Origin of the sequence: Pseudomonas sp. NFACC02 (assembly GCF_900110765.1) — a bacterium.
In the GTDB taxonomy this organism is placed as follows: domain Bacteria; phylum Pseudomonadota; class Gammaproteobacteria; order Pseudomonadales; family Pseudomonadaceae; genus Aquipseudomonas.
Genome location: NZ_FOEO01000053.1, coordinates 1 through 17,844, shown reverse-complemented (window position 1 = coordinate 17,844; position 17,844 = coordinate 1). Strand labels below are relative to the sequence as shown.

Sequence of the window (17,844 nt, the reverse complement as noted above, 5' to 3'; positions counted from 1 at the left end):
TTGCCCGATAGAAGAAGCCCGCAGCGATGCGGGCTTTTTTGTGCCCGTTGTCAGCATATTCCTGTAGGCGCGGGACAAGCCGCGCTCCTACAGTAGGTTCATCACTTGGGCAGGCCGATGACGCGACCGACGTAGGCGGGAGCCGGTTGGTCATGTTGCGCTTCTGTGAGCAGACGCAGGGCTTCCAGCGATTGCTCACTGAATGGGGCTGATTTGGGGCCAGCGGCGAGATCGACGTGTAACAGCATCTGATCGCTGGCAGCCAGTTCTTCATCGCCACCGGCCTTGTACAGGCTGTGGTAAAGCTGAACGCGCTTGCGGTCATGGGCGACGATTTGCGTACGCACCTCAACGTCTTCGCCGAGTTTCACTTCGTGAAGGTAGTTGATGTGGGCCTCCAGGGTGAACAGCGAATGGCCGCTGGCGTCTCGGTCATCGCTCGCCAGACCGATGCGGTCCATGAACGCATCGGTCGCGTAACTGAAAATCAACAAGTAGAACGCATCGCGAAGATGGCCGTTGTAGTCGACCCAGTCCGCGAGGATGGGGGTTTTGTAGGTGACAAGAGCAGGCATGGAAGTGTCCTGTTACTAAAACATGATCGTACCCACGCTCAGCGTGGGCACGCATCGGTTGACGCTCTGCGTCATTTTTGGGGCGCGGAGCGCCCATGGCTGCATTCCCACGCGGAGCGTGTGGAACGATCAGGAGTAATTCGTGCGCTGTCAGTCGCTGAACGCCATCCCGTGCTTGGCCTTCGTGGTCTTGACCGCCTCGAGTACCGCCAGCAGGCAATCATCGCGATAGCGTTCAAGCGCCGAGATGCTGTGTGTTCCGAGCTGTTCGCTCGTGCCGTCGACCACATCGTCGATCAGCTTGTCGGTCAGCTCTGGCGCTGGCAGATAGGTCCATGGCAACTGCAGCGCCGGGCCGAACTGAGCCATGAAGTGACGCATGCCTGCATCGCCACCCGCCAGCGTGTACGTCAGGAAAGTGCCCATGAACGACCAGCGAAGGCCGGCACCAAAACGAATGGCATCGTCGATTTCACCCGTCGTGGCCACGCCATCGTTAACCAGGTGCAAGGCTTCACGCCACAGCGCTTCCAGCAGTCGGTCGGCAATAAACCCCGGGACCTCTTTGCGCACATGCAGGGGGCGCATGCCCAGCGATTCGTAAACCTTGATCGCAGCCTGAACCGCTTCCGGCGCCGTGTTCTTGCCACCAACGACTTCGACCAATGGCAGCAGGTAAACCGGGTTGAAGGGGTGTCCGACCACGCAACGTTCAGGGTGGGTAGCGCTTTCGTAGAACTCGGAAGGCAGCAGGCCCGAGGTGCTGGAGCCGATGATGGCGTCGGGTTTGGCGGCCGCGCTGATCTTGCTGTGCAGATCCAGCTTGAGATCGAGACGCTCCGGGGCACTCTCTTGAATGAAGTCAGCGTCTCGCACGCATTCTTCGACAGTGGTGACAAAGCGCAAACGGTCCTGCGAAGCACCGGCGGCCAGGCCTTTCTGTTCCAGCGCAGGCCAGGCATTGGCGACGCGCTTGCGCAATGCGGCTTCGGCGCCCGGCGCCGGGTCCCATGCGACAACGTCCAGGCCATGGGCGAGCGCGCGAGCCACCCAGCCACTGCCGATGACACCGCTACCGAGTGCGGCGAAGGTTTTGATGTGGGTGATGAAGGTCATGGTGATGTCCTGAATAGAATCCTGTGGTCGATGCGGTCAACTGTGGGAGCGAATGAATTCGCTCCCACAGGATGATCAGGTGAGGCTGGATCAGAAACGCTTTTTAAGGCCCATCTTCACGCGGCCTTCGGCGGGGGTCATGACCCGGGCGCCCATGCGGCTGAGGATTTCGCTGGCACGTTCGACCAGTGCGCCGTTGCTCGCCAACACGCCCTTGTCGAGCCAGATGTTGTCTTCCAGCCCGACCCGCACGTTGCCACCCAGCAGCACCGCTTGGGCTGCCATCGGCATCTGCATGCGGCCGATGCCGAAACCGGCCCAGACCACGTCGGCTGGCAGATTGTCGACCATCGCTTTCATGGTGGTGGTGTCGGCAGGCGCGCCCCACGGAATGCCCAGGCACAGCTGGAACAGCGGGTTGTCCAGCAGGCCTTCTTTCATCATCTGTTTGGCGAACCAGAGATGACCAGTGTCGAAGATTTCAAGCTCCGCTTTCACGCCCAGTTCCTGAATGCGTTTGGCGCCCGCACGCAGCTGCGCAGGGGTGGAGACATAAATGGTGTCGCCGTCGCCGAAATTGAGCGTGCCGCAATCCAGCGTGCAGATTTCCGGCAGCAGTGCCTCGACATGCGCCAGGCGGGTCAACGGGCCCACCAGATCAGTGTTCGGACCGAAATCGGTAGGACGTTCACCCGGGCCGATTTCCAGGTCTCCGCCCATGCCAGCGGTCAGGTTAACGATGATGTCGATGTCCGCCTCACGGATACGGTCCATGGTTTCGCGGTACAGCTCGACGTCACGGCTGAACTTGCCGGTTTGTGGATCACGTACATGACAGTGCACGACGGTCGCACCTGCTTTTGCGGCCTCAACCGCAGCGGCGGCGATTTGTTTCGGGGTGATCGGGACCAGATGGCTTTTCCCGGTCGTATCGCCAGCACCGGTGAGTGCGCAGGTGATGATGACGTCGTGATTCATGAGAGAGGTTCCTTGCAGGCCAGGTCGTGTGTATGACGCGGGCTTTTGTCACCCGCTTTTGAGGTGCAAAGCTACGCAGGCCAAGGCGCCTCCAAACGCACAGCGGCGACAGGCTCTTGCACGGTAGCGACCTGTGCAGTTGCCGGACTTCGGGAACGGGTGTATTTGGTTAGCAGTCTGTGAACTCAGTTTCATGTAGGAGCGCGCTTGCCCGCGATTGCGGTGTGTCAATCGACATCTGCGTGAATGACATACCGCAATCGCGGGCAAGCGCGCTCCTACAAGGTCAGCGGTGCCCTCAAGGAATTTCTCGACGATGTCCCAGGATTTCTACTTTCTGCTCATTCCCGGCTTTTCCATGATGGGCTTCGTTTCGGCGCTGGAGCCGTTGCGCGTGGCCAATCGTTTTGGGGGCGAGCTGTACCGCTGGCACATCCTGAGCATCGACGGCGGGCCGGTGATTGCCAGCAACGGCATGTCCGTCAACGCCGACGCGACGCTGGAGCCGTTGAAAAAAGGCGCAACGCTGTGGGTGATGGGCAGTGTCGACCCGCTGAAGTCGTACACCTCGACACTGGAACACTGGCTGCGTCGACTCGATCTGGAGGGGGTCACCCTGGGCGCGATCGACACCGGCAGCTTTGTGCTGGCCGAAGCAGGATTGCTGGAAGGCTATCGTCTGACCCTGCATTGGGAAGCGCTGGATGCCTTCAAGGAAACCTACCCAAAACTGCAGGCGACCCAGGAGCTGTTCGAAATCGACCGCCGTCGTATCTCATCGGCAGGCGGTACAGCGTCCATCGACCTGATGCTCGACCTGATCGGGCAATCACACGGGCCGGATCTGGCGATCAAGGTGTCCGAACAGTTCGTGCTCGGCCGTATTCGCCAGCGTAAAGACCACCAGCGCATGCAGATCGCCACGCGTTATGGCATCAACAACAAGAAGCTGGTGCAGGTGATTGGTGTCATGGAGCAGCACACCGAACCGCCCCTCAGCACCCTCGAACTGGCCGACGGCATTCAGGTCACCCGTCGTCAGCTGGAGCGCCTGTTTCGCCTGCACCTGAATGACACGCCGAGCAACTTTTACCTCGGCCTGCGGTTAGAAAAGGCCCGTCAGCTGTTGCGCCAGAGCGACATGAGCGTACTGGAGGTCAGCATTGCCTGCGGGTTTGAGTCGCCGTCGTATTTCACCCGCAGCTATAAAGCGCGGTTTGTGGTGTGCCCAAGGGAGGATCGCGGGCGGGTCGCACGGGAGCCGAAGGTCGTTTGACTCTGAATTATTGTCAATTATACTTGCGACAATAAATTATTGTTGCATGAATAATTGGGTATAAATCATGGCAAAGCGCACCGGCTTTGTATTCAGACGCGACAGCCTCGCCCTCACCATCGCGCATGGTCTGATCGGGGAGGGCTTGCACGACTATTCCTCCGGGCTGTTTTTGGCGGCGCCCCGTCGCACGGGTAAAAGCACATTTCTGCGCGAAGATCTGGTGCCTCAATGCCTGAAGCAGGATTGGGTGCCGGTCTATGTGGATCTGTGGGCGGATCGGAAGAAGGACCCTTCGGATCTCATCAGTGCAGCCATCGCCGCAGCGTTGGTCCCCTACGAGAAAGGGATACGTAAGCTCGCCAAATCAGCGGGCCTTGAAAAGCTCAACTTCCTGCGCACGCTTTCCTGGGATTTCACCAAGCCGCAGTTGCCTGTCGGCGCAACGCTGACGCAGGCGTTGGAGCTCCTGCACAGCGCTGCACAAAAAATGATCGTGCTGATCATCGACGAGGCTCAGCACGCATTGACCAGCGAGGCGGGCGTCAATGCCATGTTTGCATTGAAGGCGGCACGCGATGAGCTCAACCAAGGGGTTGAGCGCGGTATTGGCGGATTGCGGCTGGTCCTCACAGGCTCCAATCGGGATAAGCTGGCGCATCTGGTGTTGAACAAGAACCAGCCGTTTTATGGGTCGAGCATCACGCCGTTTCCCTTGCTGGGCAAGGATTTCACCAAAGCTTACACCGCCCACCTGAACAGCCATCTGGCGCAAACCAACCAGTTTTCTGCGGTCGATATTGACGCTGCGTTTGACTTGGTGGGGCGTCGACCTGAAATGCTGCGCACGATCATCGGTAATGTCGCGCTGGAGCTTGGGGAGGCGGAAAACCTCGGCGAATTGCTGCGTAATAGCGCCGAATCGCTGCGCGCTGGCGTCTGGGAGGAATTTGAAAGCGCCTATAACACGCTGACGCCCCCGCAACGCGGCGTGTTGGAAGTCATGGCCGATCGCGCCGTCGATAACCAGCCTTTTGCGCCGTTTGCCGATGCGACAGTTTTGGCAGTTGGCAAAGCGTTGGAGCGCTTGGGCAGTGACGTCGTGCCCGGTACGCAAACCATTCAGGCGGCGATTGATTCGTTGCGTGAAAAAGAGCTGGTCTGGAAATCCAGTCGGGGCGCCTACGCGCTGGAAGACAAGGCGTTTGGTGAGTGGTTGAGACAGCGACGACTGTAGGAGCACGGCTTGCCGGCGATAGCGGTCTCCGTGCTGTCGATGTGCTGACTGGCAGGGCCCTGCCGCTGGCAAGCCGTGCTGCTACAGCGGTGTGGGTTACTTCAAGCCCTTCATCAACGCCGAACACGCCGCCTTGTACGCCTCGTGCTGATATTTGTTCAGTCCCGCGGGCAGGTCGAAGTTGTGCTTTTTCATTTGGGCATTGATCGTCTGCGGTGACAGCAGGATCACTTCGCAGTCCTCCAGCAGCTGGAAAACCGTCTCGATCTTGAACGTGGTCGGCCCACCGGCAAATTCGCCTTTCTTGCTGCGTTTTTTAATAGCGATGTGGGCAATGCCGTTTTCGCGGACGAAGCGGGTGATTTGCGTGGCGAAATTTTTAACGTTGACGGCCTCGTCATCCTCTTCCAGGGCGATCTTCTTGGTCGCCAATGGCACGTGTTCGAGGGCGCCTGATGCGCGAGTGGCGACAGCGAAGATCGCTTCGCTGCCTTTGATTTCTACGCCGCAGATGTTCATGTACATGCCTTTTGCCTGTGAAGGGCATCAGGGTAGCGCATTCAAGCGTCATTCTGGCTGAAGGAGGCTTTCCACGTACTCCGAGCGCTCGTCGCTGGTGCGCGCCAGGCAGTCGTTCAGGTCGATGTTGAATTTCTTGCTGCCGGGTTTGGCCGGGAACACTTCAGCGGCGCAGTCGGCGTCGCGCAGTTTCTTCCAGGCGTCCTGGGCGGTTTTCAGCTTGGCGATGAGTTCGTTGGCCTCGGTTTTGTTGGCGCCGTACTGGGTATTCACACGTTCCAGCAGATTCTGAAAATTCTCATCCAGCAACTTCACCGCGGTATCGCGGCTGTACACCGAACACTCAAGCGTCTGTTTATCTTCGTCTACGCCGTCGCAAGGGGTAGCGTCGGGGTTGGTGGCCGCGTGGGCGCCTGTCGCGAATAAAGCCAGAGCCAGAAAAATCGTCTTCATTGGAGCTTCCCGATTCAGTGATGGGGGGAATTCTCGCCCAAGCGCGGTGTAAAGAACAGTTATCAACGCGGGCCGCAGACGCTCGCAGTTGCCCTTTGTCGTTTCTTGACGCTTTCGGCAAATCCACTGTCGTTTTTGCGGGAAACGGTTGAGGGCTCGCCAGTCAGGGGCGACTGATTATTTCTGTAGGCAACGTCTGCGTTGAAATGGAGTGCCAGTCCTCAGAATGCTCTGAAATTCACCCTTCAGGGTTCGCGCACTGATCTCGCTAAGGTAGGATCCAATCCTCGGCCTGGACGGGCCTTGTCTGTTGATGACACACCTCAAGGAGAGAACGTATGGCGCTTGACGCATTTATCGAGTTTGAAGGCATTCCCGGTGAGAGCCTCGACGACCAGCACAAAAACTGGATTGAAATTCTCGGCTATAACTTCGGCACCCATCAAAGCACGTCGGCCACTGCGAGTTCCGCAGGTGGCGCATCGTCGGGCCGGACCACAGTCACCACCTTCAACTTCACGAAATTCCTCGACGCCGCCAGCTGTAAGCTCATGCAAGCGAGTTGTGCAGGCCAGCATTTTTCAAAAGTGACCATCGCGCTGCACCGGGCGGGGACAAGCTCAAATAATACGACATCGTCTTTGAGGAAGTGATCATCTCCGAGGGTAGTGGAAAAACGCTCTATGGGATCATTCACGAATGAAAGGTCTCGATCCAGGAATATTCGGGCTTATCGTGCTCACACTTCTGTTCTTTAACCTGATTGGTCTTGTTGTTGTGACCGTTTACGCCCGGAAGAAAATTGATGGATTGCTCTGTAGATGTTCTGTAGTGGCGGACAACAAAGCGACTTTAGGTGGTTTGGGGCTGATGGGTGACATTGTCAGGGTTGGGGTGGCAGGGAGTCTTTTGGTTTTTCCAAAAATATATGCAAATAAAACCATTGTAGATGAACAGCAAATCAACGCCTTTCCGGCAAAATTGAAAGCGATGATTGTTGCGCAGTGGATGGCTTTGGTTGTAATCATGTCTACTTTGATTGTTTTGAGTATATGGATGAGGTCGTCAAATTTTTGATCGGAATGAAGCTCAATGAGCGGGATTAGGAGAAGATGGTAGGGGTGTCAGTGAAATTTTTGGTGAGCAGCTTTTTGAGGCGATGGAACGATGTCTTGGGGGCGTGAAGCTACTAATATCTGATTGTTTTTTCTGCGAACGGCCCGGAGTTTATTATGGCAATCAGAAGCGGCCACTATCGCCATAGTGGCGCCACTCATTCTGCAGATCATGAGTTTATCGTTTTGACGATAAGTATCCTTTTCGTAGTCACTCTGTTGTATACGGTGTTGATAACGTTGTATCTGCGAAACAAGATGAACAAATCACTGGATAATTGTTTGGCGATTACGGACTCCAGTTTGTTTCAGATCGGAACCGGGTTTCTGGGCGATATCAAAAAGTTAGGTATCGTTGGCGGGATGTTCCTTCGGCCCCAAAAGTTCCTGGAGTTGGGTGCCATCGACGTGGAGCAGGTCAATACATTCCCCAAAAAATTCAAATACATGATCTTGGTTCAGGTGGCTCTGGTTGCATTGACCACGTTAATCACCCTCGTTTTTTTTGTTTGGGTGCACCTTCCCGACTTCTGAGGTCCGTCCCAGAGCGAAAACCCGCCTCTGCGTGAACCGCTGCATTATCGCGAGGACCTGCTGTGCCGTCGTGCTTTCGTCTCTTTGTCGTTTCTTGACGCTTTCGGCAATTCCCCTGTCGTTTTTGCACCCGGCTCCTCCGACCCTCAGGCATATGCTGGCCCCAAAGCGCCGGCAGACGTTTCGGCGCGTGATTAACCTAAAGGGGACAGCCTGATGAGCCCAGCCGAATTGCACGCCGACAGCATCGTTATTGACGGGCTGATCATTGCCAAATGGAACCGTGAGCTGTTCGAGGACATGCGCAAAGGTGGCCTGACCATGGCCAACTGCACTGTTTCGGTGTGGGAAGGGTTTCAGCAGACCGTCAACAGCATCGCGTCGAGCCAGAAGCTTATCCGTGAGAACAGCGACCTGGTGATCCAGGTGCGCAACACCGCCGACATCCGCAAAGCCAAAGAGCTGGGCAAGACCGGCATCCTGTTCGGCTTCCAGAACGCACATGCCTTCGAAGACCAGATCGGCTACGTCGAGATCTTCAAGCAACTGGGCGTTGGCATTGTGCAGATGTGCTACAACACCCAGAACCTGGTAGGCACCGGTTGCTATGAGCGCGATGGCGGCCTGTCGGGATTCGGCCGTGAAATCGTCGCGGAAATGAACCGCGTCGGCATCATGTGCGACTTGTCTCATGTCGGTTCCAAGACCTCCGAGGAAGTCATCCTCGAATCGAAGAAGCCAGTGACCTATTCCCACTGCCTGCCTTCGGGTCTCAAAGAACACCCTCGTAACAAATCCGACGCGGAGCTCAAGTTCATCGCCGACCACGGCGGTTTCGTGGGCGTGACCATGTTCGCGCCGTTCCTGGCCAAAGGCATCGATTCGACCATCGACGACTACGCCGAAGCCATCGAATACGTGATGAACATCGTCGGCGAGGACGCCATCGGTATCGGTACTGACTTCACGCAGGGGCATGGTCAGGAGTTCTTCGAATACCTGACCCACGACAAGGGCTACGCCCGTCGTCTGACCAACTTCGGCAAGATCATCAACCCGCTGGGTATCCGTACCGTCGGCGAGTTCCCGAACCTGACCGAGACTCTGCTCAAACGCGGCCATTCGGAGCGCGTTGTGCGCAAGATCATGGGCGAGAACTGGGTTCGCGTTCTCGGCGACGTTTGGGGCGAATAACGCTTACAGCCGCCTCATCACTGAATTTTCCCTCTCCCGTCCGCGGAGAGGGCATTACCTGAATTTTTCTGGAGTTAAGTTTCCATGGCCAAGATCGCCCCGCAATTGCCAATCGAAGTCGACAGCGAAACCGGTGTCTGGACTTCCGACGCCTTGCCAATGCTGTACGTGCCACGTCATTTCTTCGTGAACAACCACATGGGCATCGAGGAAGTGCTGGGCGCTGAAGCTTACGCCGAGATCCTCTACAAGGCTGGTTACAAGTCCGCCTGGCACTGGTGCGAGAAAGAAGCCGAATGCCATGGCCTCGAAGGCGTCGCGGTTTTCGAGCACTACATGAACCGGTTGTCGCAGCGCGGCTGGGGCCTGTTTAAGATTCAGGAAATCGACCTGGATAAAGGCACCGCCAGTGTCAAGCTTGAGCATTCCGCCTTCGTTTATGTGTACGGCAAAGTCGGGCGCAAGGTCGATTACATGTTCACGGGCTGGTTCGCTGGCGCCATGGACCAGATTCTCGCCGCCAAGGGCAGCTCCGTCCGCACCGTCGCCGAGCAGGTGTACGGCGGTTCGGAAGAAGGCCACGACGACGGCCTGTTCATCGTCAAGCCGTTGTAAGTAGGGGTTTCCGTCATGGCTTTCGAAGCGATGTTTCAACCGATCCAGATCGGTAAATTGACTATCCGCAACCGCGTGTTGAGTACCGCGCACGCCGAGGTTTATGCCACTGACGGTGGCATGACCACCGACCGCTACGTGAAGTACTACGAGGAGAAAGCCAAGGGCGGTATCGGTCTGGCCATTTGTGGCGGCTCCTCCAGCGTTGCGATCGACAGCCCGCAAGGCTGGTGGAAGTCGGTCAACCTGGCGACCGACAAGATCATCCCGCACTTCCAGAATCTCGCTGACGCCATGCATAAGCACGGCGCCAAGATCATGATTCAGATTACCCACATGGGCCGTCGCTCTCGTTGGGACGGCGAACATTGGCCGACCCTGATGTCTCCGTCGGGTATCCGCGAGCCTGTTCACCGCGCGACCTGCAAGACCATCGAGCCCGAAGAAATCTGGCGTGTGATCGGCAACTACGCCAGCGCTGCGGCGCGTGCCAAAGCCGGCGGCCTGGATGGCGTCGAGCTGTCGGCCGTGCACCAGCACATGATCGACCAGTTCTGGAGCCCGCGCGTCAACAAGCGTACCGACGAGTGGGGCGGCAGCTTCGAAAACCGCATGCGTTTTGGTCTCGAAGTGATCAAGGCTGTGCGTAAGGAAGTGGGTCCTGATTTCTGCGTCGGTCTGCGTATCTGTGGTGACGAATTCCACCCGGACGGTCTCAGCCATGAAGACATGAAGGAGATCGCCAAGTATTACGACCAGACCGGCATGATCGACTTCATCGGTGTGGTGGGTTCGGGTTGCGACACGCACAACACCCTGGCCAACGTCATCCCCAACATGAGTTATCCGCCGGAGCCGTTCCTGCACCTGGCGGCCGGTATCAAGGAAGTGGTCAAGGCTCCGGTGTTGCACGCGCAGAACATCAAGGACCCGAACCAGGCAACGCGCATTCTGGAGGGCGGTTACGTCGACATGGTCGGCATGACCCGGGCGCACATCGCCGACCCGCACCTGATCACCAAGATCAAGATGGGCCAGGTCGACCAGATTCGTCAGTGTGTCGGTGCCAACTACTGCATCGACCGCCAGTATCAAGGTCTGGATGTGCTCTGCATTCAGAACGCCGCGACTTCCCGCGAATACATGGGCGTGCCGCACATCATCGAGAAGACCACCGGCGTGAAACGCAAAGTGGTGATTGTCGGCGCCGGCCCTGCCGGGATGGAAGCTGCGCGGGTGTCGGCCGAGCGTGGCCACGATGTGACGCTGTTCGAGAAGAAAGACGCCATTGGCGGGCAGATCACCACGGCGTCGAAAGCGCCGCAGCGTGACCAGATCGCCGGTATCACCCGCTGGTATCAACTGGAGCTGGCGCGCCTGAAGGTCGATCTGCGGTTGGGCACTGCGGCTGACGTCCCGACCATCATGGACTTGCGTCCGGACGTAGTGGTGCTGGCAGTGGGCGGTCACCCATTCCTCGAGCAGAACGAACACTGGGGCGCCGCCGAAGGTCTGGTGGTCAGCAGTTGGGACGTGCTCGACGGCAAGGTCGCACCGGGCAAGAACGTACTGGTCTACGACACCATCTGCGAGTTCACCGGGATGTCGGTAGCCGACTTCATGGCGGACAAAGGCAGCCAGGTTGAAATCGTCACCGATGACATCAAGCCGGGCGTGGCCATCGGCGGTACGTCGTTCCCGACGTACTACCGCAGCATGTACCCGAAAGAAGTCATCATGACCGGCGACATGATGCTGGAGAAGGTCTACCGCGAAGGCGACAAGCTGGTGGCGGTGCTGGAGAACGAATACACCGGCGCCAAAGAGGAGCGGGTGGTCGATCAGGTGGTGATCGAAAACGGCGTGCGTCCTGACGAAGAGCTGTATTACGGCCTGAAGGAAGATTCGCGCAACAAGGGTCAGATCGACATCGACGCCCTGTTCGCGATTCAGCCACAGCCGTCGTTGAGCCAGCCGGGTGATGGCTACCTGCTGTTCCGCATCGGTGACTGCGTGGCGCAGCGCAATACGCATGCCGCCATTTATGACGCACTGCGGCTCTGCAAAGATTTTTAATTACACATGATCGTTCCCACGCTCGGCGTGGGAATGCCGCGATGGACGCTCCGCGTCTGTTTTGGTGACGCGGAGCGTCACGGTATGCGTTCCCACGCGGAGCGTGGGAACGATCAGCCCCTGGCGAGACCGTTGGTCTTTGGGAGCTCCACATGTTGAACACCCTTCTTCCAATCCTGCTGTTCGCAGCCCTCGGCCTTGGTGTCCTGGGCGCCTTGCGGCGGGTGGCCATGTGGCGCAACGGTCGTGCGTCCAAGGTCGATCTGCTGGGCGGCCTGTTGGCGATGCCCAAGCGCTACATGGTTGATCTGCACCATGTGGTCGCGCGGGACAAATACATCGCCAACACCCACGTCGCGACAGCGGGTGGCGCGGTCGCTTCGATCATTCTGGCGATTCTGGTCCACGGTTTCGGCCTGCATAACCGCATCCTCGGTTACGCGTTGCTGCTGATGTCGGCGGTGATGTTCGTCGGTGCGATCTTCGTTTACCTGCGTCGTCGCAACCCGCCTTCGCGCTTGTCGAAAGGCCCGTGGATGCGCTTGCCGAAAAGCCTGTTGGCGTTTTCTGCATCCTTCTTTCTGGTGACCTTGCCCGTTGCGGGCATCCTGCCGGAAAACTTTGGAGGCTGGCTGCTGGCGGTCATTCTTGGGATTGGCGTGCTGTGGGGCGTTTCCGAGCTGTTCTTCGGCATGACCTGGGGCGGTCCGATGAAACACGCCTTCGCCGGTGCGCTGCACCTGGCCTGGCACCGTCGCGCCGAACGTTTCGGCGGCGGCCGGTCCACCGGCCTCAAGCCGCTGGACCTGAATGATCCGACTGCGCCGCTGGGCGTGGAAAAGCCCAAGGATTTCACCTGGAACCAACTGCTGGGCTTCGACGCCTGCGTGCAGTGCGGTAAGTGCGAAGCCGCCTGCCCGGCTTTCGCCGCCGGTCAGCCGCTGAACCCGAAAAAACTGATTCAGGACATGGTCGTCGGCCTGGCGGGCGGCACTGACGCCCACTTCGCGGGCAGTCCTTACCCTGGCAAGCCGATAGGCGAGCACAAAGGCAATCCGCATCAGCCGATCGTCAACGGTCTGGTCGACGCCGAGACCCTTTGGTCCTGCACCACCTGCCGTGCCTGCGTGGAAGAGTGCCCGATGATGATCGAGCACGTGGACGCCATCGTCGACATGCGTCGTCACCTCACGCTTGAAAAAGGTGCAACGCCGAACAAGGGCGCCGAAGTTCTGGAGAACCTCATCGCCACCGACAACCCGGGCGGTTTCGCGCCGGGCGGCCGGATGAACTGGGCGGCGGACCTGAATCTCAATGTCATGAGCGAGAAGAAGACCGCCGACGTGCTGTTCTGGGTGGGCGACGGTGCCTTTGACATGCGCAATCAGCGCACCCTGCGTGCTTTCGTCAAAGTCTTGAAAGCGGCCAAGGTCGACTTCGCCGTGCTGGGGCTCGAAGAACGCGACAGCGGCGACGTCGCCCGCCGTCTGGGTGACGAGGCGACGTTCCAGATGCTCGCCAAACGCAACATCCAGACCCTGAGCAAGTACAGTTTCAAACGCATCGTTACCTGCGATCCTCACAGTTTCCACGTGCTGAAAAACGAATACGGCGCATTCGACGGCAATTACCTCGTGCAGCACCACAGCACCTACATGGCTGAGCTGATCGGTGACAACGCTTTGAACCTGGGCCAGCACAAGGGCTCCAGCGTGACCTATCACGATCCGTGCTATCTGGGGCGATACAACGGCGAGTATCAAGCGCCGCGTGACGTGCTCAAGGCGCTGGGCATCGAGGTCAAGGAAATGCAACGTTCCGGTTTCCGCTCTCGCTGCTGCGGCGGCGGTGGCGGCGCGCCGATCACCGACATTCCAGGCAAGCAACGTATCCCCGATATGCGCATGGAAGACATCCGCGAAACCGGCGCCGAACTGGTGGCTGTGGGTTGTCCACAGTGCACCGCGATGCTGGAAGGCGTGGTCGAGCCACGCCCGATGATCAAGGACATCGCCGAACTGGTGGCTGATGCGCTGCTTGAAGAGGCAGCCCCGGCCAAACCGGCTGCGGTTAAACGTGAACCTGCGGAGGCGCACTGATGAGCGACATTATCCGCCGCGACCCTCGTGCCGAGTGGATCGCCCGCAACCGCCTGCACCCGCTGCATGCGGCCATGCAACCGACACAAGCAAGCTGGATGGGACCGAACGGCATCATCCGCAAAAACGTCCATGGCATTGGTTTCATCGGCCCGAACGGCATCAAGCGCATCGACCGTAGCGGCGCGCAGCAGGGTGGGACCGTCAAGCGCTCGGCTTCGGTTGAAGTCCAGCTGCCACTGCATCAAGTCGCCGAGCCGGCGTTTTATATTGCAGTGGTCCCGGATATGGTCGGCGGTCGCCTGAGCAGCCACGACCGTGACCTGCTGGGCCTGGCGCACAGCCTGGCCGGCCAGGACGGCGCCGTGCTGGCCGTGGTCTTCGGCGAGCACAAAGAGAACGCCTTCGATACGGCAGGCGTCGATCGTCTGCTGGTTCTGGAAGGCGGTGAATTCCAGGGCTACTCGCCTGAACAGCGGGTGCAGGGATTGCGGGCTGTGGATAACCAGTTCGACCCACGGCATTGGTTGCTGCCAGACAGTCGTAGCGGTGGAGGGGAACTGGGCCGCCGTTTCGCGGCAAGCCTCGGTGAGCGTCCGGCAACGCGTGTCTGGCAGGTCAAGGACGAACGCAGTACAGGTCGCGCAGGGGCTGGCCGTGAAGACCTCTCGCGTCCGGTCTCGCGTCTGATCCTGGCCGCCGCCGAGTGCGCCGAGCCCGTCAGCGAAACCCGTCATGAAGCGCGGCCGGTTGAGTTGTCCACAACCATCGCGCGCAGCATCGCCCGGATCGAAGACCTTGGCGCTGTCGCCGTCGACCCGGCACTTATCCCCATGGCTGAGGCGGAATTCATATTCTCCGGCGGCAATGGCGTGAAGGACTGGGCGCTGTTCCACCGCACCGCTGTCGCGCTGGGCGCCACGGAAGGTGCATCTCGCGTGGCCGTCGACGATGGATTCATGACCCGGGATCGCCAGGTCGGTGCGTCCGGTACCTGGGTCACCGCCCGCGTGTATGTGGCGGTGGGAATCTCGGGCGCGATCCAGCATCTGCAAGGCATTGGCGCGTGCGACAAAGTCGTGGCGATCAATCTCGATCCAACCTGCGACATGATCAAACGTGCCGATTTGTCAGTGATTGGCGAAAGCGCCGAAGTGCTCAACGCGCTGATTGAGGCCGTCGAGGCTTACCGGAATGAGGCGAAACGCGATGCAGCCTGACAAAAAAATCCCTGTGGATAAAAGCGCGCTTCACGTCATCAGTCTGGTGTCCATCGGCGCGCATCCGACATCCGGTCGTCCACGTCGCGCCGAGCAAGACGCGCGTGCGGTAGAGCTTGGCCTGCAACTGGCTGGGGATAACTTGCACGTATTGCACGCCGGCAATGCCGAAGAGCCTGCACTGCGGGCGTATCTGGGCATGGGCCTGGGCGAGCTGCACGTGCTCGAACAACCCGAAGGCGCCGATGCGCTGCCGGGGTTGACCGATTACATCCGCGAATCCGGTGTTCAACTGGTGCTAGCGGGCAGTCAGGCGGAAACCGGCGAAGGTTCCGGCATGCTGCCTTATCTGCTGGCAGAGAAGCTTGGTTGGCCGCTGGTCGTGGGCATGGCCGAGGTCGAATCCATGAGCAATGGCACCGCTCAAGTCCTTCAGGCGTTGCCTCGCGGCCAGCGTCGTCGTCTGAAAGTGCGTCTGCCGTTCCTCGCCACTGTGGACAACGCAGCGCCCAAGCCCCGCCAAAGCGCGTACGGCCCTGCCCAACGCGGGGCGCTGGATGTCGAACAGGTCGATGTCGTCATCGATGAGTTATTCACAGGCGCCGAACTGAGCCCGGCGAAACCTCGCCCGAAACGCCTGAAGGTCATCAAGGCCAAAAGCGGTGCGGATCGCATGAAGGCTGCAACGGCGAAGGCCAGCGGTGGCGGCGGTCAGGTGCTCAAGGGCGTGAGCGCTCAGGAAGGTGCTGCGGCGATTTTGAAGCTGTTGATGGAGGAAGGGGTGGTTCGGTAGGTTCTGCTGACCTATCACTTGTACCAGTTACCCACAATGAACGTCAGCGTTAGGCTTATCCACAGACATCTCTGGTCAATGAGTCAGCCTGATGGATTCGCCTACCTATCGTTCGCTGCTGCTGGCCACCGACCTCCACGATACGGTTTTGGCAGGCATCGGACCTTTTGAAGTCGGGCATATGGCCTATACGGCCTACGGCGCGCAGCCGGGACCTGCCGCGCTGGTCAGTCGCTCGGGGTTCAATGGTCAGTTCCGTGAGCAGGGCACCGGCTGGTACCTTCTCGGTAACGGTCATCGGATCTATAACCCTGCACTGATGCGTTTTCACAGCCCGGACGCGCTAAGTCCCTTTGATAAGGACGGGCTCAACCCCTACGCCTATTGCCTGGGTGATCCGGTTAACCATGTTGATCCGACAGGGCGTACCCCTGATTGGTTACAACCGGCACTGACGATCAGCCTTCACGCTTTCACAATCGCTGCCACTGTAATCGCCGCTGCCGTTGCCGGGCCGCCAGTCGGGGCTGCCCTCGTAGCCGCACGAATGACATTGACCGGTTCAAGTCTTGCCATCGTCGCTTCTTCGTTGACGCTCGCCGGTGTCAAGGAGGCGCGTTACGTCGCTCATGCGGGCACGGCGATCTCCGCGTTGGGAGCCGTGACCCGCGTAGGGTTGGGTGTTCAGAGTCTGGTTGCGAGGAAGGAGCTTAGGAGGGCCGCTGTCAAGCGAGTCGCACAGTTGTTCGGCAGAACGCCCGTCGCGCCAAAAATGCCGGGCTCCCTTCCTGTTCGTCCCTCAATTGTTGCCAACCCATACGGAAATGCACTGCGTGATGATCTCAGCAGAGTGCGGGGTAGTATTGCCAGCATCAGTAAAACGCAACCGGCGAGTTCCTGGTTAACAAGCGCGCAACGCTTGAGGACTCACTACTTCGAGGGGTTGGACGAAGGAGAGCAGATAAAAGTGGAAGTGTTCATGCCGCACACCTACCCACAATCTCTGTGAGCGAGCCTGTGGATAAGGTGTTTGCCGTCCGGTCTGGGCCACGTATCTAGCGGGTCTGGGGCCTCTGGTTAAATAGTGATCACGTATCCGCAGGTTTTTAAACGCTTTTTTCCACAAGACGGCGATTACGGCCGACTCCAGTTGCCCACATTCTTTGTTAGCGCTTGTGTGGATAACATGTTGGTCATGGCCTGAAAGCCTTGCAATCAAAGGCTTGCACAGGTTTGTTCAGAAAATGATCAATCATAGACTTTCCTTAAGCATCAGCGGTCTTGAGCCTTCGATTTAGGGGGCTGGAGCGACTTTTCCACATCTCGGGGTGTAATCGAGGCAGTTGCGCACATTCTCTGTTGGCGCTTCTGTGGATAAGGTGTTTGCTATCCCTTACACCCCTTATAAACCGGGGCTTACACATACTTGGTCAATAAATGATCAGCCTTGGCCTGAATATGACTTTCTGAATAAGTCACGGTTTTTCTTGGTTTTTTGCACAGGCAGGAACTGACTTTCCCACAATTACTGTGGGTTGTGCTGTGGATAAGTTGTTATTGGATGGTGCGGGCGCTTGCGGATGTTGGTATCGCGCAGGTTTGGGTGTTTTTTGATCAAATCCAGGATGGGTGAAGGAGTAGGCTTGCCGGAGGTCGTTGTGTGTCAGCCCCACGATGGGGATATTCAGATCGCTTTCGCCAGCAAGCCGGCTTGTATGTTTAGACTTGATGGGGTGGGAGGGACGGAAAGCCGAATCTGACTCTAGCCAGTACAGACCGTTGGGAGACTTCCAGCCCCGCCCTGTCACCTATAAGCGCCGATATGGAATGCATCGGCCTGGACCGACGATAGAAGCAAGCCAGCGCTTACGGTGAACCCCCAGCAAGCTCTTAAACCCTAGCTCGGAGGGTGTGACATGGCAATCCTTGATGCAGCGGCGATTGTGGGTGTCGATGTGGCGATGGCGGAACTTGTCACCGCTCAGCGTGGTGTTGATAAGACTCACTGTTTGGTCAATGAGCGAACTTCGATTCACCACTGGCT

At 58.5% G+C, this 17,844-nt stretch carries 16 protein-coding genes and 1 pseudogene; 12 read left to right on the top strand and 5 right to left on the bottom strand.

Annotated elements, in window-relative coordinates; genetic code table 11:
- Positions 1-101 precede the first annotated feature (101 nt).
- From BMY73_RS25230 to BMY73_RS25220, 3 genes are all read right to left on the bottom strand, one after another.
- Positions 102-575, bottom strand: coding sequence for a thioesterase family protein (locus BMY73_RS25230; protein WP_062385380.1), 474 nt, complete (start codon positions 573-575; stop codon positions 102-104).
- Positions 576-725: 150 nt separating this feature from the next.
- On the bottom strand, positions 726-1,691 hold the full coding sequence (locus BMY73_RS25225; RefSeq protein ID WP_062385378.1) for an L-carnitine dehydrogenase: 966 nt from the start codon (positions 1,689-1,691) through the stop codon (positions 726-728).
- A gap of 90 nt (positions 1,692-1,781) precedes the next feature.
- A complete protein-coding gene (locus BMY73_RS25220; protein WP_062385377.1) occupies positions 1,782-2,669 on the bottom strand; it encodes a 3-dehydrocarnitine:acetyl-CoA trimethylamine transferase CdhC in 888 nt (295 codons plus the stop codon).
- Between the two features lie 316 nt (positions 2,670-2,985).
- Here BMY73_RS25220 and BMY73_RS25215 point away from each other — a divergent pair, with 316 nt between their 5' ends.
- Both BMY73_RS25215 and BMY73_RS25210 read left to right on the top strand, forming a co-directional pair.
- The gene (locus BMY73_RS25215; RefSeq protein WP_062385375.1) at positions 2,986-3,945 is read left to right on the top strand and encodes a GlxA family transcriptional regulator; all 960 of its coding nucleotides are present in this window, start codon (positions 2,986-2,988) and stop codon (positions 3,943-3,945) included.
- Between the two features lie 67 nt (positions 3,946-4,012).
- A complete protein-coding gene (locus tag BMY73_RS25210; protein ID WP_092410527.1) occupies positions 4,013-5,182 on the top strand; it encodes an ATP-binding protein in 1,170 nt (389 codons plus the stop codon).
- A 96-nt stretch (positions 5,183-5,278) separates the two neighbouring features.
- On the opposite strand, the gene BMY73_RS25205 is transcribed toward BMY73_RS25210, so the two are convergent.
- Both BMY73_RS25205 and BMY73_RS25200 read right to left on the bottom strand, forming a co-directional pair.
- The gene (locus tag BMY73_RS25205) at positions 5,279-5,701 is read right to left on the bottom strand and encodes a DUF3010 family protein (protein ID WP_062385568.1); all 423 of its coding nucleotides are present in this window, start codon (positions 5,699-5,701) and stop codon (positions 5,279-5,281) included.
- Positions 5,702-5,749: 48 nt separating this feature from the next.
- Positions 5,750-6,154 (bottom strand): lysozyme inhibitor LprI family protein, encoded by a 405-nt coding sequence (locus BMY73_RS25200; protein ID WP_092410525.1) that lies wholly within the window; start codon positions 6,152-6,154, stop codon positions 5,750-5,752.
- Positions 6,155-6,492: 338 nt separating this feature from the next.
- Here BMY73_RS25200 and BMY73_RS25195 point away from each other — a divergent pair.
- From BMY73_RS25195 to BMY73_RS25145, 10 genes and pseudogenes are all read left to right on the top strand, one after another.
- A pseudogene (locus tag BMY73_RS25195) lies at positions 6,493-6,845 on the top strand (Hcp family type VI secretion system effector); the annotation flags it as partial.
- Positions 6,846-6,853: 8 nt separating this feature from the next.
- Positions 6,854-7,231: a hypothetical protein gene (locus BMY73_RS25190; RefSeq protein WP_092410523.1), complete on the top strand. Its 378-nt coding sequence runs from the start codon at positions 6,854-6,856 to the stop codon at positions 7,229-7,231.
- A gap of 155 nt (positions 7,232-7,386) precedes the next feature.
- The gene (locus BMY73_RS25185; RefSeq protein ID WP_092410521.1) at positions 7,387-7,803 is read left to right on the top strand and encodes a hypothetical protein; all 417 of its coding nucleotides are present in this window, start codon (positions 7,387-7,389) and stop codon (positions 7,801-7,803) included.
- Positions 7,804-8,019: 216 nt separating this feature from the next.
- The gene (locus BMY73_RS25175) at positions 8,020-8,997 is read left to right on the top strand and encodes a dipeptidase (RefSeq protein WP_062385364.1); all 978 of its coding nucleotides are present in this window, start codon (positions 8,020-8,022) and stop codon (positions 8,995-8,997) included.
- Between the two features lie 84 nt (positions 8,998-9,081).
- A complete protein-coding gene (locus BMY73_RS25170; protein WP_062385362.1) occupies positions 9,082-9,612 on the top strand; it encodes a DUF5943 domain-containing protein in 531 nt (176 codons plus the stop codon).
- Between the two features lie 15 nt (positions 9,613-9,627).
- Positions 9,628-11,688, top strand: coding sequence for a dimethylglycine demethylation protein DgcA (dgcA, locus tag BMY73_RS25165; RefSeq protein ID WP_062385361.1), 2,061 nt, complete (start codon positions 9,628-9,630; stop codon positions 11,686-11,688).
- A gap of 152 nt (positions 11,689-11,840) precedes the next feature.
- The gene (gene dgcB / locus BMY73_RS25160) at positions 11,841-13,787 is read left to right on the top strand and encodes a dimethylglycine demethylation protein DgcB (protein ID WP_092410519.1); all 1,947 of its coding nucleotides are present in this window, start codon (positions 11,841-11,843) and stop codon (positions 13,785-13,787) included.
- Positions 13,787-15,007: an electron transfer flavoprotein subunit alpha gene (locus tag BMY73_RS25155; RefSeq protein WP_092410517.1), complete on the top strand. Its 1,221-nt coding sequence runs from the start codon at positions 13,787-13,789 to the stop codon at positions 15,005-15,007. Before dgcB ends, BMY73_RS25155 begins: the two co-directional genes overlap by 1 nt.
- Entirely contained in the window at positions 14,997-15,800 is an 804-nt protein-coding gene (locus BMY73_RS25150) for an electron transfer flavoprotein subunit beta (protein ID WP_092410515.1), read from the top strand. The genes BMY73_RS25155 and BMY73_RS25150 overlap by 11 nt, the downstream gene beginning before the upstream one ends.
- A gap of 91 nt (positions 15,801-15,891) precedes the next feature.
- Positions 15,892-16,809 carry an RHS repeat-associated core domain-containing protein gene (locus BMY73_RS25145; protein ID WP_092410513.1) on the top strand — a complete coding sequence of 306 codons (918 nt, stop codon included), beginning with the start codon at positions 15,892-15,894 and terminating at the stop codon, positions 16,807-16,809.
- The last annotated feature ends 1,035 nt before the right edge of the window (positions 16,810-17,844 follow it).

Excerpts from the sequence above, each read along its gene's own strand:
- BMY73_RS25230 (WP_062385380.1), bottom strand. The coding sequence starts at position 575 with ATGCCTGCTCTTGTCACCTACAAAACCCCCATCCTCGCGGACTGGGTC.
- BMY73_RS25225 (WP_062385378.1), bottom strand. The coding sequence starts at position 1,691 with ATGACCTTCATCACCCACATCAAAACCTTCGCCGCACTCGGTAGCGGT.
- BMY73_RS25220 (WP_062385377.1), bottom strand. The coding sequence starts at position 2,669 with ATGAATCACGACGTCATCATCACCTGCGCACTCACCGGTGCTGGCGAT.
- BMY73_RS25215 (WP_062385375.1), top strand. The coding sequence starts at position 2,986 with ATGTCCCAGGATTTCTACTTTCTGCTCATTCCCGGCTTTTCCATGATG.
- BMY73_RS25210 (WP_092410527.1), top strand. The coding sequence starts at position 4,013 with ATGGCAAAGCGCACCGGCTTTGTATTCAGACGCGACAGCCTCGCCCTC.
- BMY73_RS25205 (WP_062385568.1), bottom strand. The coding sequence starts at position 5,701 with ATGAACATCTGCGGCGTAGAAATCAAAGGCAGCGAAGCGATCTTCGCT.
- BMY73_RS25200 (WP_092410525.1), bottom strand. The coding sequence starts at position 6,154 with ATGAAGACGATTTTTCTGGCTCTGGCTTTATTCGCGACAGGCGCCCAC.
- BMY73_RS25190 (WP_092410523.1), top strand. The coding sequence starts at position 6,854 with ATGAAAGGTCTCGATCCAGGAATATTCGGGCTTATCGTGCTCACACTT.
- BMY73_RS25185 (WP_092410521.1), top strand. The coding sequence starts at position 7,387 with ATGGCAATCAGAAGCGGCCACTATCGCCATAGTGGCGCCACTCATTCT.
- BMY73_RS25175 (WP_062385364.1), top strand. The coding sequence starts at position 8,020 with ATGAGCCCAGCCGAATTGCACGCCGACAGCATCGTTATTGACGGGCTG.
- BMY73_RS25170 (WP_062385362.1), top strand. The coding sequence starts at position 9,082 with ATGGCCAAGATCGCCCCGCAATTGCCAATCGAAGTCGACAGCGAAACC.
- dgcA (WP_062385361.1), top strand. The coding sequence starts at position 9,628 with ATGGCTTTCGAAGCGATGTTTCAACCGATCCAGATCGGTAAATTGACT.
- dgcB (WP_092410519.1), top strand. The coding sequence starts at position 11,841 with ATGTTGAACACCCTTCTTCCAATCCTGCTGTTCGCAGCCCTCGGCCTT.
- BMY73_RS25155 (WP_092410517.1), top strand. The coding sequence starts at position 13,787 with ATGAGCGACATTATCCGCCGCGACCCTCGTGCCGAGTGGATCGCCCGC.
- BMY73_RS25150 (WP_092410515.1), top strand. The coding sequence starts at position 14,997 with ATGCAGCCTGACAAAAAAATCCCTGTGGATAAAAGCGCGCTTCACGTC.
- BMY73_RS25145 (WP_092410513.1), top strand. The coding sequence starts at position 15,892 with ATGGATTCGCCTACCTATCGTTCGCTGCTGCTGGCCACCGACCTCCAC.